The sequence below is a fragment of the Pseudomonas sp. GW821-FHT02A08 genome, assembly GCF_059422045.1.
In genome coordinates, this window is the sequence record NZ_JBWKWD010000008.1 from 21742 (window position 1) to 39430 (window position 17689).

The 17689-nt window shown below is 60.3% G+C and carries 12 protein-coding genes; 11 read left to right on the top strand and 1 reads right to left on the bottom strand.

The features are described 5' to 3' along the window. Positions 1-302: 302 nt before the first annotated feature. Entirely contained in the window at positions 303-1427 is a 1125-nt protein-coding gene (locus tag AC07W4_RS08080; RefSeq protein ID WP_495032089.1) for a polysaccharide deacetylase family protein, read from the bottom strand. Positions 1428-1696: 269 nt separating this feature from the next. Between AC07W4_RS08080 and yaaA the strand changes: the two genes are divergently transcribed. The 11 genes from yaaA (at position 1697) to AC07W4_RS08135 (ending at position 17676) form a co-directional block, all read left to right on the top strand. Next, the gene (gene yaaA / locus AC07W4_RS08085; RefSeq protein ID WP_495032090.1) at positions 1697-2476 is read left to right on the top strand and encodes a peroxide stress protein YaaA; all 780 of its coding nucleotides are present in this window, start codon (positions 1697-1699) and stop codon (positions 2474-2476) included. 826 nt (positions 2477-3302) lie between these two features. Then, positions 3303-4619: a nucleotide sugar dehydrogenase gene (locus AC07W4_RS08090; protein ID WP_008050141.1), complete on the top strand. Its 1317-nt coding sequence runs from the start codon at positions 3303-3305 to the stop codon at positions 4617-4619. Positions 4620-4788: 169 nt separating this feature from the next. Beyond that, a complete protein-coding gene (alg8, locus tag AC07W4_RS08095) occupies positions 4789-6270 on the top strand; it encodes a mannuronan synthase (protein ID WP_371918241.1) in 1482 nt (493 codons plus the stop codon). 36 nt (positions 6271-6306) lie between these two features. Next, positions 6307-7476 (top strand): PilZ domain-containing protein, encoded by a 1170-nt coding sequence (locus tag AC07W4_RS08100; RefSeq protein ID WP_495032091.1) that lies wholly within the window; start codon positions 6307-6309, stop codon positions 7474-7476. Between the two features lie 15 nt (positions 7477-7491). Then, a complete protein-coding gene (algK, locus tag AC07W4_RS08105) occupies positions 7492-8994 on the top strand; it encodes an alginate biosynthesis TPR repeat lipoprotein AlgK (protein ID WP_495032092.1) in 1503 nt (500 codons plus the stop codon). Continuing rightward, positions 8991-10475, top strand: a complete 1485-nt coding sequence (locus AC07W4_RS08110) for an alginate export family protein (RefSeq protein WP_495032093.1) — start codon at positions 8991-8993, stop codon at positions 10473-10475. Before algK ends, AC07W4_RS08110 begins: the two co-directional genes overlap by 4 nt. A gap of 26 nt (positions 10476-10501) precedes the next feature. After that, positions 10502-12091 carry a mannuronan 5-epimerase AlgG gene (gene algG / locus AC07W4_RS08115; protein WP_495032094.1) on the top strand — a complete coding sequence of 530 codons (1590 nt, stop codon included), beginning with the start codon at positions 10502-10504 and terminating at the stop codon, positions 12089-12091. A gap of 10 nt (positions 12092-12101) precedes the next feature. After that, positions 12102-13565, top strand: a complete 1464-nt coding sequence (locus tag AC07W4_RS08120; protein ID WP_495032095.1) for an alginate O-acetyltransferase — start codon at positions 12102-12104, stop codon at positions 13563-13565. An 8-nt stretch (positions 13566-13573) separates the two neighbouring features. Further along, complete coding sequence (locus AC07W4_RS08125) at positions 13574-14695, top strand: mannuronate-specific alginate lyase (RefSeq protein WP_495032096.1); 1122 nt, start codon at positions 13574-13576, stop codon at positions 14693-14695. A 228-nt stretch (positions 14696-14923) separates the two neighbouring features. Beyond that, the gene (locus AC07W4_RS08130) at positions 14924-16489 is read left to right on the top strand and encodes an MBOAT family O-acyltransferase (RefSeq protein WP_008050131.1); all 1566 of its coding nucleotides are present in this window, start codon (positions 14924-14926) and stop codon (positions 16487-16489) included. Between the two features lie 11 nt (positions 16490-16500). Further along, on the top strand, positions 16501-17676 hold the full coding sequence (locus AC07W4_RS08135; protein ID WP_495032097.1) for an alginate O-acetyltransferase: 1176 nt from the start codon (positions 16501-16503) through the stop codon (positions 17674-17676). The last annotated feature ends 13 nt before the right edge of the window (positions 17677-17689 follow it).

Here is a 17689-nt window from a genome sequence, read left to right on the forward strand (position 1 = left end):
TACCTTGACGGTGCTGCGCCTCGAAGTGACTGCCGAATACACCTGCGGGGACTCAAGTGTTCTGCATACATGCGGGGTCTTGGAAGACGCCACCTGTGTTGCAGGTTTCGGCGGTCTGTCTTCGTAATACTCCAAAACGTGTGACAGAAAAAAGTACTTTGACGCTTTTTTGAAGTTTATTTTGCAGATTGACCAATAGCACTTGGCGGACTGCCATCACCCGTTTAAAGTCGGAAGTCCACCTGCAACGAATCCCCTTCCAGAATTGCCAAAAACCCAATGTTTACGGGGTTTTGTCATTTTCAGCGAAACGCATCCTGGCAATCCTCCCAGCCGATCCCGACAGGCGCCGTTTGCGTGACCAGCCACGGCAACGCCGTTTTCACTGCATCCTGTTTCACATTGAAATTGATCACCCCGTGCCGCCACAGCAGCATCAGGGTCAGCACCCGTTGCGCACTCGGGTTGCCCTTGAGTTTGCCTGCACCGTCCTGGGCATCGATGTCCCACAACGCTACCTGCAACCCCTGAGCCTTGAAGAAACCTTCGGCATCGGAGCGGCGCTGGCCATCGGGCGGACGGAACAGGGGCACGTAGTTCTCCGGCAGCTTGCTCTTGACCAGTTCGGCGCTGCGGCGCACCGAGTCCTGCCAGTCCTGCCAGTGGCTGTGGGAACGGAACTCCCAGCCTTGTACGCCGATGCACTGACTCGAGTAGGTCGCTTGCAGGCTACTCACCGAATGCTCGGCCAAGCGCGCCTGGATGTCCTTGCCAAGAACGAAGAACGTCCCGCTCAGGTTCGACTTGCGCAGGTACTCGGTGACCCAGGCGGTGTTATCCGGCGCAGCGTTGGCGGCGCTGTCGAAGGTCAGCAGAAACAGCCGGTCATGCATCCCGTCGCCACTGCGCTCATAGTCGCCAAAATGATCGACTTCGCTGCTGGTTTGCGGGAACAAGGCGGCCTTGCGCAACTGCTCGTCCAGGTACTGGGTGTGGAACACACGGCTCGGCTCGGCCCATTTGATGTAGTAGCTGTCTGCGCCGACCTGGAACTTGGCGGCCTGCTCACGCAAAGTGGGCATGTCTTCGACCAGAAAACAGAAGGAGGCATCCTGGTCGCAGCTCTGTTGGGCGAAGTTGTAGTTGGTCAGCAGCCGTTGCCACATGCGCTGGCGAACCCGGTTGACCGACTCCAGATTGATCGTGCGCAGGCCCAGGCGCTGGGCCAGGGCGGGCTCATCCAGCGCCTCGCTGGCCAACAGGACACTGGAAAACATGAGGATCTCGGCCCTGGACGCCACGTCGAACAGCGTCGGGTTGCCGAGTTTTTCCGGCCAGGTGCTGCGATCAAGCGTCGCCACCTCGCCCGGTGTCGCGATAGCGCCGAAGCTCAGTAACCAGATCGAGATGAGAAAAGCGATACGCAATGGGATGTCTCCATAACAAAACCCGCGCGGCACTATAGCTGATCGCGGCCCTCATTCCCGCAGCAACCCCAATCTCCTGTGGGAGCGAGCTTGCTCGCGATGACGGTGCATCAGCGAACATCTTTTCCGAATGTCAGACCGCTATCGCGAGCAAGCTCGCTCCCACAGGGCTTTGTGCACAGCCACCGGCCATCACCTATGGACGCGATAGCTGGAGTCAACGAGGACAACCCCCTAGAATCGCCGCCACGATTAAAGGAGACGACTTCATGCTGATGGTGATTTCACCCGCCAAGACCCTCGACTATGAAACACCGCCGGCGACCCAGCGCTTCACCCAGCCGCAGTACCTCGACCACTCCCAGGAGTTGATCCTGCAATTGCGCGAGTTGACGCCCGCGCAAATCAGCGAGTTGATGCACGTCTCCGACAAGATCGGCGGGCTCAACGCCGCGCGTTTCGGCAGCTGGACGCCCGCGTTCACCCCGGAAAACGCCAAGCAGGCGCTGCTGGCCTTCAAGGGCGATGTGTACACCGGCATGAATGCGCAATCCCTCAACGAAGCCGATTTCGATTTCGCCCAAAAACACCTGCGCATGCTCTCGGGCCTCTATGGCCTGCTGCGTCCGCTGGACCTGATGCAACCCTATCGCCTGGAAATGGGCACCAGGCTGGCCAACGCCCGGGGCAAGGACCTGTATGCCTTCTGGGGCACGCGCATCAGCGAATGGCTGAACGAAGCCCTGGTCGACCAGGGCGATGACGTGCTGCTCAACCTGGCGTCCAACGAGTACTTCTCGGCGGTCAAACGCAATGCCTTGAACGCGCGCATCATCAATACCGAATTCAAGGACCTGAAGAACGGCCAGTACAAGATCATCAGTTTCTACGCGAAAAAGGCCCGCGGCTTGATGAGCCGCTTCGTCATCGAAGAACGCATCAACGACCCTGCCACCCTCAAGCAGTTCGACGTTCAGGGCTATCGCTACAGCGCCGAACAGTCCAAGCCGGACAATCTGGTGTTTCTGCGCGATCACGCACCAGAGTGATGCATCCGGTCGGCGCACGACCTCCACAAACCTTCCTGCGCCGACCCTTGACTCACTTCAGCCTTCCCCGCCTTTTCGCCATTTTTATGGCGCCAGAAAAATACCGACCGGTTTTCTAACTTTAGTTTCACTCGACTTCAATCATTTTTTTGCGTAGTGGCACTGACTTTTTTTAACAGTAGTGGCAAAAAAATATCCCATCCGATGAGCCGCCTATATATAAAGGGCGAAACGGCAAGTGCTATCAATTTGAGAGCAGTGCCATCTTTCTCAATATTTCAAAAAATTTCAGGTTTCGCGATGAGCGGACTGGAACTATGTCCAAACGCGCCGCTCATACCACCCGTAACGATTCTCTCCGAGCGTGTACGAGATAACTTACGCAGATAAGCGATTCTTGTAGCGAAGTTGTAATACAAACTTGCGCTGACTAATCACTGATTTGGACAACAGCAATCGGACAGGAGATAACGCGGTATGACTATCCCCTACAAGGCCACGACAGCGCCCCTATAAACGTGCTCACCCGAGCACCAAACCGCTTGATCCACGGGCTTTCAGCCTGACATCGAGCGTGCAAGGCCGTTGCACCCGAATCCTTCTGACAGGAGGGTCGGCTGCATAACAGGGCAAATCATAACAACAAGGCCTAGTTGCGCACACTTTGAGTGCATTTATTTAGACACTCGTAACTTATATGCCAGCACAGGGCATCGTTGTGCCTGTAAGGCACACTTGCGAGTGCACTAAAACACGCTGAACACCATTAACTCCGGCCATCTAATGGCTTGATGTATACAGGCTTGATAACAGAGAGGTAATTGCGATGCGCATCAGCATTTTTGGTTTGGGTTACGTCGGCGCAGTATGTGCCGGTTGCCTGTCTGCACGGGGCCATGACGTCGTTGGCGTCGATGTGGCCAAAGACAAGATCGATATGATCAATGCCGGCAAATCGCCGATCGTTGAACCGGGCCTGGGCGAACTTCTGGCCCAAGGCATCCAGACAGGTCGTCTGCGTGGCACCACCAACTTCGCCGAGGCGATTCGCGACACCGACCTGTCGATGATCTGCGTGGGCACGCCGAGCAAGAAGAACGGCGACCTGGAGCTGAACTACATCGAGGCAGTGTGCCGCGAAATCGGTTTTGTCCTGCGTGACAAGACCACCCGCCACACCATCGTCGTACGCAGCACCGTGTTGCCGGGCACCGTGGCCAACGTGGTCATCCCGATTCTCGAAGACTGCTCCGGCAAAAAGGCCGGCGTTGATTTCGGCGTGGCCGTGAACCCAGAGTTCCTGCGCGAGAGCACCGCCATCGCCGACTACGATCAACCGCCAATGACCGTCATCGGCGAGTTCGACAAGGCGTCCGGCGACGTTCTGCAATCGCTGTACGAAGAGCTCGACGCACCGATCATCCGCAAGGACATCGCGGTCGCCGAGATGATCAAGTACACCTGCAACGTGTGGCACGCTACCAAGGTCACCTTCGCCAACGAAATCGGCAACATCGCCAAGGCGGTCGGCGTCGACGGTCGCGAAGTGATGGACGTGGTCTGCCAGGACAAGACCCTTAACCTGTCCCAGTACTACATGCGCCCAGGCTTCGCCTTCGGCGGCTCGTGCCTGCCAAAAGACGTGCGTGCCCTGACCTACCGCGCCGGTTCCCTGGACGTGGAAGCCCCGTTGCTCAACTCGCTGATGCGCAGCAACGAATCCCAGGTGCAGAACGCATTCGACATCGTCTCCAGCCACGACAAACGCAAAGTCGCCCTGCTGGGCCTGAGCTTCAAGGCCGGCACCGACGATCTGCGCGAAAGCCCGCTGGTCGACCTGGCGGAAATGCTGATCGGCAAGGGTTACGACCTGAGCATCTACGACAGCAACGTCGAGTACGCCCGCGTTCACGGTGCCAACAAGGACTACATCGAGTCGAAGATCCCTCACGTCTCGTCCTTGCTGAACTCCGATTTCGACGCGGTGATCAACAACTCCGACGTGATCATCCTCGGTAACCGTGACGAGAAATTCCGCGCCCTGGTGCAGGAAGTTCCACACGGCAAGCAGGTGATCGACCTGGTGGGCTTCATGTCCAAGGCCACCAGCACAACTGCCCGTACTGAAGGCATTTGCTGGTAACCACGGTTCCGTAGGAGCTGGCGAAGCCTGCGATCCTTTGGCGCCTTCACGGGCGCCAAAGGTCCCTGGATCGCAGCCTGCGGCAGCTCCTACGGGCTGCTTTCTACGCCTGCCAAAACCCCATCGGGCCACCCCAAAGGCTCGCCCGAGATCGAGACGGATGCAGATTATGCACAGGCTAAAGCACGGCCTACTCCAGGCCGCCGGTTGGCTGTTCTACCTGAGTTTACTGATGGGCCTCGCCATGGCGTTGCCCGTGTCCACGTTCGACTCCGAGTCGAAGGACTTCATTTTCCTGATTGGCGCCGTGGGTATCTGGCGCTATTCGATGGGTGCCACTCACTTTGTGCGCGGCATGATTTTTCTGTACATCGTCTACCCGTACCTGCGGCGCAAAGTGCGCAAGCTGGGCAAAGCGGCTGACCCGTCCCACGTGTTCCTGATGGTCACCAGTTTCCGCATCGACGCCCTGACCACCGCGCAGGTCTACAGCTCGGTGATCCGCGAAGCCATCGACTGCGGCCTGCCGACCACCGTGGTCTGCTCCATCGTGGAGATGTCCGACGAACTGTTGGTGAAGAGCCTGTGGAACCGGATGAACCCTCCGGCCCGGGTGAAACTCGACTTCGTGCGCATTCCCGGTACCGGCAAGCGCGATGGCCTGGCCTACGGCTTCCGCGCCATCTCCCGACACCTGCCGGATGATCGCGCCGTGGTCGCAGTGATCGATGGCGACACCGTGCTGGCCGAAGGCGTGGTACTCAAGACCGTGCCGTGGTTCCAGATGTTCGGCAACGTCGGTGGCCTGACCACCAACGAGTTCTGTGAAGTGCGCGGCGGCTACATCATGAGCGAATGGCACAAGCTGCGTTTTGCCCAGCGCCACATCAACATGTGCTCGATGGCCTTGTCCAAGCGCGTGCTGACCATGACCGGCCGCATGTCGGTGTTCCGCGCCACCGTGGTCACCAACCCGGACTTCATCGCCGATGTGGAAAGCGACTCGCTGCAACACTGGCGCCTGGGTCGCTTCAAGTTCCTTACCGGCGATGACAAGTCGAGCTGGTTCAGCCTGATGCGCCTGGGCTACGACACGTTCTACGTGCCGGACGCCGCGATCAACACTGTTGAACACCCGCCGGAAAAGAGCTTCATCAAGGCCAGCCGCAAACTGATGTTCCGCTGGTACGGCAACAACCTGCGGCAGAACTCCCGTGCCCTGGGCCTGGGGATCAAACGCCTCGGTGTGTTCACTTCGGTAGTGCTGTTCGACCAGCGCGTGTCGATGTGGACCTCGCTGCTGGGCCTGACCGTGGCGTTGATTGCCAGCTTCAAGTATGGCACCGCGTTCATCCTGGTGTACCTGCTATGGATCGGCATCACCCGGTTCATCCTGACCTTGTTGCTGTCGTGCTCCGGACACCGGATCGGCCCGGCCTACCCGGCGATTCTCTATTACAACCAGATCGTCGGCGCGCTGGTGAAGATCTACGTGTTCTTCCGCCTCGACCAACAGTCCTGGACCCGCCAGCCCACTTCTCTGACCCGTGATCTCGCCAGCTTTCAACGTTGGTTCAACACCTGGTCGTCTCGGACCATGACCTTCTCTGCCGGCAGCATTTTTGTCGCCGTGCTGCTGTTGATGGTCTGACCGAACTCGCCTGAATTAACTAGGAAAACGCCCCCTATGAATACCGCCGTCAACGCCAACGTAGTGCATGAATCCGAAGCCCAGCGCCAACACGCCCGCGTGAAAATCCCGGCCAAGCTGCGTTTCTTCGGCCCCGACCGGACACCGGTCGAAGCCCGGGTGATCGACCTGTCCGCCGGTGGCCTGGCATTCAACGCCGGTCAATTGCCGCTGAAAATCGGTGACGTGTACAAGGCCCGCCTGCAATTCCTCATCGACAACCTCGGCCTGGCCATGGACGTCGAATTGCAGGTCCGCTCCTTCGATCGCGAGACCGGACGCGCCGGCTGCCAGTTCCAGAACCTGGAACCACGGGACATCTCGACCCTGCGCCACCTGATCACTTCGCACCTGGCCGGCGACATCGTCAGCGTGGGTGAAATGCTGGCGACCCTGCAGCGCGACAACTTCACCAAGGCGCGCAAGCTGAAGGACGGCGGCCACGGCATGACCGCGTTCGGCCGCATGAAAGCCGTGACCTTCAGCCTGGGGATCTTCGTTGTCGGTCTGGCTGCTTTCGGTTTTGTTTTCAAATCGGTGTACGGCATGTACTTCGTCAGCCACGCCCAGGCCGGTCTGGTCAGCGTGCCGGGCGTGAACATCACCATGCCCCGCGACGGCACCGTACAGAGCCTGGTGAAAGCCGACGGCGTGGCTGCCAAGGGCGCACCGCTGGCGACCTTCAGCACCAGCATGCTCGACGTGCTCAAGGGCCATCTGGACGAAGACCAACTGCAACCGGCCAAGGTTGCGGAACTGTTCGGCAAGCAGATGACCGGCACCCTGACCTCGCCTTGCGACTGCACCGTGGCCCAGCAAATGGTCGCCAACGGTCAGTACGCCAGCAAGGGCGACGTGATCTTCCAACTGGTCCCGCGGGGCGGCGAAGCCAATGTTGAAGCGCGCTTCTCCTATCGCCAGTTCAGCGACGTGCGCCCGGGTACTTCGGTGCGCTTCCAGATCGCCGGCGAGGACAAGAGCCGCACCGGCAAGATCGTCAGCAGCACCAGCCTGAAAAGCGCCGATCTGTCTTCGGACATCCGCGTGCTGATCCAGCCGGACGAAACCCTGGACAGCTCCCTCGCCGGCCGCCCGGTGGAAGTGAACAGCGACCGTGGCCCGAACCTGAACTGGCTGATCGACAAAGCCATGGCTGTCGGTCTTTAAGTCGAGGACATGCCTGTGACTACTCCAAATTTTCTGAACACACCACATCCCCTGTGGGAGCGGGCTTGCTCGCGAATGCGGTTGAACATTCAGAATCAATGCTTGCTGACACACCGCTTTCGCGAGCAAGCCCGCTCCCACATGGGCTCGCTGTGTGCAGTGGCATTGGCGGTGAGCCTGGCCGGTTGCGCCGGCCTGCCCGACCAGCGCCTGGCCAACGAAGCGCTCAAACGTGGCGATACCGCCACCGCTGCGGCGAACTACCGGCAACTGGCAGACCTGGGCTACAGCGAAGCACAGGTCGGCCTGGCCGATATCCAGGTCGACAGCCGTGACCCGGCGCAGATGAAACAGGCCGAGGCGACTTACCGCGCCGCGGCCAGCGTTTCGCCCCGCGCCCAGGCACGCCTCGGTCGTCTGCTGGTGGCCAAGCCCGGCTCCACCGAAGCGGAACAACACGAAGCCGAAACCCTGTTGAAAAAAGCCGCTGCGGCAGGCGAAGGCAACACGCTGATCCCGTTGGCGATGCTGTACCTGCAATACCCCCACAGCTTCCCCAACGTGAATGCCCAGCAGCAGATCAGCCAATGGCGTGCCGAGAACAAACCGGAAGCCGGTCTGGCGCAAGTGCTGCTCTATCGCACCCAGGGCACCTACGACCAGCATCTGGATGACGTGGAAAAGATCTGCAAGGCTGCGCTCAACACCAGCGACATCTGCTACGTCGAACTGGCCACGGTCTATCAGAAACAGGCCAAGCCAGAGCAACAGGCCGAGCTGATCAAGCAGATGCAAGCGGCGCACGCCCAAGGCACCGTTTCGGCGCAGCGCGTCGACAGCGTCGCCCGCGTGCTCGCCGACGCGTCCCTGGGCAAGACCGACGAGAAAACCGCGCAGTCGCTGCTCGAACCGATCGCACCGGGCTACCCGGCGTCGTGGGTCACCCTCGCGCAATTGCTCTACGACTTCCCGGAACTGGGCGACGTCGACCAGATGATGAAGTACCTGGACAACGGCCGCGCCGCCGACCAGCCACGCGCCGAACTGTTGCTGGGCAAACTCTACTTCGAAGGCAAACTGGTGCCGGCCGACGCCAAGGTCGCCGAAGCGCACTTCCAGAAAGCCGTCGGCCGCGAAGTCGCTGCCGATTACTACCTCGGCCAGATCTATCGCCGTGGCTACCTGGGCAAGGTCTATCCGCAGAAGGCACTCGACCATCTGTTGACCGCTGCGCGCAACGGCCAGAACAGCGCTGATTTCGCCATTGCCCAACTGTTTTCCCAAGGCAAGGGCACCAAGCCTGACCCGCTGAACGCGTACGTCTTCAGCCAACTGGCCCTGGCCCAGAACACTCCGCAAGCCACCGAGCTTGCGCAAACAATCCAAACGCAATTGCCGCCCGACCGGTTGGCCGAAGCCCAACGCCTGTTGAAACAAGAACAGGCCGTGCGCGGTGCACTGAGCCCGAACACGCCGGAACTGCATGCCCTGCAAGAAGATGGCGAGGAATCCCAATGAAGTTGAATCCATTCATGAAGGCCGGAATCGGCCTGACATTCGCGCTGATCTGGTCTTGCCCGACGCTTGCTGCGATGACTGAAGAAACCAAGAACTTCGGCCTGGACGTGAAAATCACCGGCCAGTCCGAAGACGACCGCGACCTCGGCACCGCACCTGGCGGCGACGTCAACGGCGTCGGCCTCGACCTGCGTCCATGGGTCTACGGCGAAAGCGGCGCGTGGAGCGCCTACGCCATGGGTCAGGCGGTGACGTCCACCGACATCATCGAGACCGACACCCTGCAACAATCCGATGGTGCCGAGAACACTGACAACAATGATCGCCAGACCAAGAAAAACTACCTGGCCATGCGTGAGTTCTGGGTCGGCTACAGCGGCTTCACGCCCTACCCCGGCGAGATCCTGAAACTTGGTCGCCAGCGCCTGCGCAACGACGACGGCCAATGGCGCGACACCAACATCGAAGCCCTGAACTGGACCTTCGACACCACCCTGCTGCGCGCCAACGCCGGTATCGCCGAACGCTTCAGCGAATACCGCACCGACCTCAAGGAACTGTCGCCGCAAGACAAGGATCGCCTGCACGCCTACGCCGATGCCGCGTACCAGTGGACACCTGGCAACTGGGTCGGCATTCGCGGTCACCACACCCATGACAACGGCAAGCTCGACTACCCGGAGCCGGGTGTGCCGACGGATTCGCTGGACAAGAAACAGAACGGCGACATCAGCTGGCTCGGCCTGACCGCCGACAGCGACGCCTACAACTGGCGCAACACCAACACGGTCAATTACTGGGGCAGCATCACCGGCATGAGCGGTGACATCGACAAGGTCAACCCGCTGAATGCCGATGGCACGGCGCCGGCCGAAGCCAAGCGCGGTGAAGACCTCAGCGGCTGGGCCACCGATGTCGGTGTGCGCCTGCGCCTTGATCCGCAATGGCAAGTCGGTGCCGCCTACGCCCGCGCCAGCGCCGATTACGAACAGAACGGCCTGGAAAGCAACCGCTCGAACTACACCGGCACCCGCTCGCGCGTGCACCGTTTCGGCGAAGCCTTCCGTGGCGAAATGAACAACATGCAGAGCGCCACCCTGTTCGGTTCGTGGATGCTCAACGACGAATACGACGCCAGCCTGATCTACCACAAGTTCTGGCGTGTCGACGGTAACAAGCCGGTCGGCAGCAATGGCATCAACGCCGTGCAGAACAACACCGACGACGTCACCGGCGCGATCCTCTCCAGCACTTCGCTGCCGCTGAACGATGGCGAAAAAGACCTCGGTCAGGAAATGGACCTGGTAGTCACCAAGTACTTCAAGCAAGGCCTGTTGCCGGCGTCGATGAGTCAGGCGATCGATGAACCTTCGGCCCTGGTGCGCTTCCGTGGCGGCGTGTTCAAGCCGGGCGATGCGTACGGCAAGGAAGTCGATTCGTACATGCACCGCGCGTTCATCGACGTGATCTGGCGCTTCTGATGCACATTGCGAAGGGAGTCTCCCAGATGAATCATCCAGCCCGAAAAGGCTCGATCAGCCTGTTGGCCGGCGCGATGCTGCTGGCCAGTGCGACTGGCTTCGCCAATGTAGAGCCGGCCAAAGTGGATCCGGCGAAGCCGGTAACCATCGCCAAGGAACTGCAACAGGCCAAGACCTACACCGTCAGCAGTGCACCGACCGCTCCGCTGGAACTGGCCAAGCCGAAACTGCCGGACGTTTCCGGCTACACAGCCGAAGCCATCGCCGCGAAGATCGTGCGCAGCAAACCGGGCAAGATCAGCCTGCGCCGGATGATGCAGGAAGACGCCCTCAAGGACTTCATCGGTGGCGACAACAAGATGGCCGAGTGGGTGGTGCGTCAGCACGGCATTCCCCAGGCGATCTTCGTCGACGATGGCTACATGAACCTCAAGGACCTGGCGAAAAAGGTCCCCAAGCAATACTTCAGCGAAACCTCGCCAGGTGTGTACCTGGCGAAGTTGCCGATCGTGGTCGGTCGTCACGGCATCCTGGAAATCGACAAGCAGACCCAGGAACTGCGCCTGTCCCAGGAGGCTGGTGCGTTCCTGGTCAACGACGGCCAGCTGTTCGTTCGCGATACCAAAATCACTGGCTGGCGGGAGAAGGACAACGGCCCGGCGACGTTCAACTCGCCGAAGGAATTCCGTCCGTTCCTGCTGTCCTGGGGCGGCACCGAGACCTACATCGCCAACAGCAAGATCGCCAGTTTCGGCTACGCCAACAGTAAGTCCTACGGCGTGAGTATTTCCCAGTACACGCCGAACATGGCCAAGGTGCTCAAGCGCCCTGAACCGACCGGCTGGATCGTCGGCTCCGAATTCTCGGACATGTGGTACGGCTTCTACTGCTATGAAACCCGCGACTTCGTGGTCAAGGGCAACACCTACAAAGACAACATCGTCTACGGCATTGACCCGCACGACCGTTCCCATGGTCTGATCATTGCCGACAACACGGTGTATGGAACGAAGAAGAAGCACGGGATCATTATTTCCCGTGAGGTCAACGACAGCTTCATCTTCAACAACCGCAGCTACGACAACCACCTCTCGGGGCTGGTGATCGACCGTAACAGCGTGAATAACCTGATTGCCCACAACGAGATCTACCAGAACCACACCGACGGCATCACCCTCTACGAGAGTGCCGACAACCTGCTGTGGGGCAACCGCGTGTTGAGCAACAAGCGCCACGGCATCCGCATTCGTAACAGCGTGAACATTCGCCTGTACGAAAACGTCGCCATGGCCAACGGCCTGACCGGCGTCTACGGCCACATCAAGGACCTGAGCAACACCGACCGTGACATCAAGCTCGACCCGTTCGATGCCCAGGTGTCGCTGATCGTGGTCGGCGGTGAGCTGGCGGCCAACGGCAGCGGCCCGCTGTCCATCGACTCGCCGCTGAGCGTCGAGTTGTATCGCGTGTCCATGCTCGCACCGACCAAATCCAGCGGCATCAGCTTCACCGGCATCCTCGGCGAGCGCCAGGATGAAATTCTCGACCTGTTGGTGCGCCAGCAGAAAGCCGTGCTGATCGACCCCGTCGAACGCCAGACCGAAATGCGGGACTGAGGATAATCTTATGCACCCACACTTGATCAAATTACTCAGCCTGTCGGCCCTGACCGCCGGCATTCTCGCGGCGAGCGGCGGCGCGCGTGCCGATGAAGCTGCCGGTAAAGCAAGCCCACCAAAATTCACTGCCGAACCGTGCTGCAGCCTGTGCCCGGCCGCCCACGATCCGAAGAACTACACCACCCGTTATCAGCAGAACTTCACCACGCTGGTGCAAGCCCAGGGTGACTGGCTGTTCCGTACGCAAGAAGACTTGCGCACCGAATTCGACACCACGCCCGCCGGCTACAAACGCATGAAGCAACTGCACGATGCGTTCAAGAGCAAAGGCGTGGAACTGGTTGTCGTCTACCAGCCGACCCGTGGCCTGGTGAACCGCAACAAGCTCAACCCGGCGGAGAAAGCCAGCTTCGACTTCGACAAGGCGCTGAGGAACTACAAGTCCATGCTCGGCCGTTTCGCGCAGATGGGCTACGTCGTCCCGGACCTGTCGCCGCTGACCAACGAGTCGTTGCCCGACACCCTGCCCGCCCACGATTTCTACTTCCGTGGCGACCAGCACTGGACCCCGTACGGTGCCCAGCGCACGGCGAAAATCGTCGCCGAGAAGGTCAAGCAATTGCCTGAGTTCGCCGACATTCCCAAGCGCGAATTCGAGACCAAAAAGTCAGGTCGCATGGGCAAGACCGGAACCTTGCACAACATGGCCGGTCAACTCTGTGGCACCAGCTACGCGATCCAGTACATGGATCAGTTCACCACCGAGCCGAAGGGCGAAGCCGGCGATGGCGATCTGTTCGGCGACTCCGGCAACCCGCAAATCACCCTCGTGGGTACCTCCCACAGCGGCAAGAACTACAACTTCGCCGGTTTCCTCGAAGAGGCCATCGGCGCCGACATTCTCAACGTGGCGTTCCCCGGTGGCGGCCTGGAAGGCTCGATGCTGCAGTACCTGGGCAGCGACGAGTTCCAGAAGAACCCGCCGAAGATTCTCATCTGGGAGTTCTCGCCGCTGTACCGCCTCGACCAGGAAACCATCTACCGCCAGATGATGGCGCTGCTGGACAACGGTTGCGAAGGCAAGGATGCACAGATGTCCGGCAGCGCGACGCTCAAGCCGGGCAAAAACGAGTTGATGGTCAACAGCAAGAACATGGACCTGCGCAACGCCAGCCACCAGGTCGACATCCGCTTCGCCGACACTTCGGTGAAAACCCTGCAAGCCACCCTCTGGTACATGAACGGTCGCCACGAGGACATCAAGATCGACAAACCGGAAACCTCCGAGACTGACGGGCGTTTCGCTTTCGAATTGCGCACGGACGAAGACTGGGCCTCGCAGAACCTGCTGGCCGTCGAAGTCCAGGGTCCGGAACAAGCGGGTGCCGCGCCACAGAAAGTCGAAGCGAAAATCTGCAAACGCAACGTATTCCCGGGCGCCGAACAGCGTACTGCTTCGGTCGGGCAATGAGGTCTGCTATGCGCTATCCGAAATTTTCAACACTGTTGGCACCGACGCTCTTGAGCCTGGCGATGTTCGCCGCAGCCTCGCAAGCGGCTGCGCCACTGCGTCCACCCCAGGGCTATTTTGCGCCTGTGGATAAATTCAAGACGGGCGACAAGAGCGAAGGCTGCGATGCAATGCCTACGCCGTACACCGGTTCGTTGCAATTTCGCAGCAAGTACGAAGGTTCGGACAAGGCCCGCGCGACCCTGAACGTGCAGTCGGAAAAAGCCTTCCGCGAAAGCACCGCCGACATCACCAAGATCGAGCGCGGCACCAGCAAGCGCGTGATGCAGTTCATGCGTGACGGTCGCCCGGAACAGCTGGAATGCACACTGAGCTGGCTGACGGCCTGGGCCCAGGCCGATGCCCTGATGTCCAAGGACTTCAACCACACCGGCAAGTCGATGCGCAAATGGGCGCTGGGCAGCATGGCCTCGGCGTATATCCGCCTGAAGTTTTCCGACTCCCACCCCCTGGCCACCCATCAACAGCAAGCGCAGTTGATCGAAGCCTGGTTCAGCAAGATGGCCGACCAGGTGGTCAGCGACTGGGACAACCTGCCGCTCGAGCAGACCAACAACCACTCGTACTGGGCCGCCTGGTCGGTAATGGCCACTTCCGTCGCCACCAACCGCCGCGACCTGTTCGACTGGGCAGTGAAGGAATACAAGGTGGGCGCCAACCAGGTCGACGCCGACGGCTACCTGCCCAACGAACTCAAGCGCCAGCAACGGGCCCTGGCCTACCACAACTACGCCCTGCCGCCGCTGGCGATGATCGCCAGTTTCGCCCAGGTCAACGGCGTGGACTTGCGTCAGGAAAACAACGGCGCACTCAAACGCCTGGGTGACCGGGTGTTGTCCGGGGTGAAAGACCCGGATGAGTTCGAGGAAAAGAACGGCAAGGAACAGGACATGACCGACCTGAAGGAGGACATGAAATTCGCCTGGCTCGAACCGTTCTGTTCGCTCTACACCTGCTCGCCCGAGGTGCTGGCGAAGAAGCACAAGATGCAACCGTTCAAGACCTTCCGTCTTGGCGGTGACCTGACCAAGGTCTACGACCCGGCCAATGAAAAGGGCAAGGGTTCCTAGACCAACACTGATCCCCTGTGGGAGCGGCAGTGCGACGATTCGACTTGCTCGCGAATGCGGTCTGACATTCACCAATGATGTCGACTGACACACCGCTTTCGCGAGCAAGCCCGCTCCCACAGGGTTAGTTGTCAGCTGTGAGATGTGAGTTATGCCCCCCGAATTTCTGTGGGGGGTTTGGGGGGGCCGTTGGCCCTTGACTGTTGGTTCAAACAAGGAGAGACCGGGATGGTTTTTTCATCCAACGTGTTCCTGTTTTTGTTCTTGCCGATCTTCCTCGGCTTGTACTACCTGAGCGGGCAACGCTATCGCAATCTGCTGCTGCTGATTGCCAGTTACGTGTTCTACGCCTGGTGGCGTGTGGACTTCCTCGCGCTGTTCGCCGGCGTCACGCTGTGGAACTACTGGATCGGCCTGAAAGTCGGTGCCGCCGGGGTCAAGACCAAACCGGCACAGCGCTGGCTGCTGCTCGGCGTGGCCGTCGACCTGTGCATCCTCGGCTACTTCAAGTACGCCAACTTCGGCGTCGACAGCATCAACGCGATGATGACGTCGGTGGGTCTTTCGCCATTCATCCTGACCCACGTGCTGCTGCCGATCGGGATCTCGTTCTACGTCTTCGAGTCCATCAGCTACATCATCGACGTCTACCGTGGCGACACCCCGGCGACCCGCAACCTGATCGACTTCGCGGCGTTCGTGGCGATCTTCCCGCACCTGATCGCCGGCCCGGTGTTGCGTTTCCGCGACCTGGCCGACCAGTTCAACAACCGCACCCACACCCTCGACAAGTTCTCCGAGGGCTGCACGCGGTTCATGCAGGGTTTCATCAAGAAAGTCTTCATCGCCGACACCCTCGCGGTGGTGGCCGACCACTGCTTCGCCCTGCAAAACCCGACCACGGGCGATGCCTGGCTCGGCGCCCTGGCGTACACCGCGCAGCTGTATTTCGACTTCTCCGGCTACAGCGACATGGCCATCGGCCTGGGCCTGATGATGGGTTTCCGTTTCATGGAAAACTTCAAGCAGCCGTATGTCAGCCAGTCGATCACCGAGTTCTGGCGGCGCTGGCACATCAGCCTGTCGACCTGGCTGCGTGACTATCTGTACATCACCCTGGGCGGTAACCGCAAAGGCACGCTGATGACCTATCGCAACCTGTTCCTGACCATGCTGCTTGGTGGTCTGTGGCACGGCGCGAACATCACCTACATCGTCTGGGGGGCGTGGCACGGCATGTGGCTGGCGATCGAGAAAGCCATCGGCCTGAACACCTCTCCACGCAGCTTCAACCCGATCCGCTGGGTACTGACCTTCCTGCTGGTGGTGATGGGCTGGGTGATCTTCCGCGCGGAAAACCTGCACGTCGCCGGGCGCATGTACGGCGCGATGTTCAGCTTCGGCGACTGGTCGCTGTCGGAACTCAACCAGGCCAGCCTCACCGGTCTGCAAGTGGCGACCCTGATCGTGGCCTACGTGACCCTGGCGTTCTTCGGCCTGCGGGATTTCTACACCAATCAGCCTCCGGTCAAGACCAAGCCTGCCGTGAACGTCGACGCCGACGGCCCGGCCGCTGCGACACCGGGAACGATCAAGGCCGTGCCTGGGGATAACCCGGCGAGCATCCACCAGCCTGGCTACACCGTCGGCGTCGAAGCCCAGGTGCAACCGGCCTACTGGACCGCTGACTGGTCGCGTTACGTGATGCGTGCGCTGGTGCTGCTGCTGTTCATCGCCTCGATTCTCAAACTCTCGGCGCAAAGCTTCTCGCCGTTCCTTTACTTCCAGTTCTGAGGGATCTGACCATGACCCGCTCATTACGCATCTTCTACATCGCGCTGTTCCTGGTGACCCTGCTGGTGCTCGGCCTGTGGTCGGTGCGCAGTTTCTTCGGCTTCAGCACCAACGCCGATGCGACGGTACTCAACGGTCGCTGGACCAAGGCCGTGGAAACGCACTACGACGACGAGTTCCCGATCAAGCGCCTGGGCACCAACCTCTGGGCCGCGCTGGATTTCAAACTGTTCAACGAAGGTCGTCCGGGCGTGGTGCTCGGTCGCGACCAGTGGTTGTACAGCGATGAAGAATTCCACCCGGTGGTCAACGAAGAATTGAACCTGCAAGGCAACTACGCGCTGGTCGAAGGCGTGCGCCAGACCCTGAAGGAAAAAGGCGTGCAACTGGTGATGGCGGTAGTACCGGCCAAGGTGCGCCTGTACCCGGAACACCTCGGTGAAGTGAAACCGGCGAGCATCCACGCCAACCTCTACAAGGACTTCCACCAGCGCCTGGCCGCCGACCGGATTGCGGCCCCTGACCTGCTTGGCCCGCTGCAACAGGCCAAGCAGGATGGCCAGCAAGTGTTCCTGCGCACCGACACCCACTGGACGCCGCAAGGCGCCGAGATCGCCGCCAACCTCCTGGCCCGGACCATTGCCGACAAGTACCCGCTGAGCGGCGAGCCGCAGCGTTTCGTCACCGAACCGGCTGAGACCATCACCCACAAGGGTGACCTGCGTCTGTTCCTGCCACTGGACCCGCTGTTCGAAAACCTGATGCCTGAACAGGAGCAGTTGCAAAAGCGCAATACGGTCGCGGCTGAAGATCAGCCCGCCGGCGACGACGCTCTGTTCGCCAACACCGAAGTGCCGGTGGCCCTGATCGGCACCAGCTACAGCGCCAACCCCAGCTGGAATTTTGTGGGTGCGCTCAAGCAAGCGCTGAACAGCGACGTGGTCAATTACGCCGAAGACGGCCACGGCCCGATTCTGCCGATGCTCAGCTACCTCAAGAGCGATGCCTTCAAGAACAGCCCGCCACAGGTGCTGATCTGGGAGTTCCCTGAACGATATCTGCCCGTGAACAACGAAATCGGCGACGCCGACCCGCAGTGGGTCGCAGAGCTTAAACAAGCCGGCGCCCGCCAACAAAACGTAGCTGCAAACACTCAATCCGAGACGCCCGACCGGGCGCAAAACTGAAAGAGAGGTACAC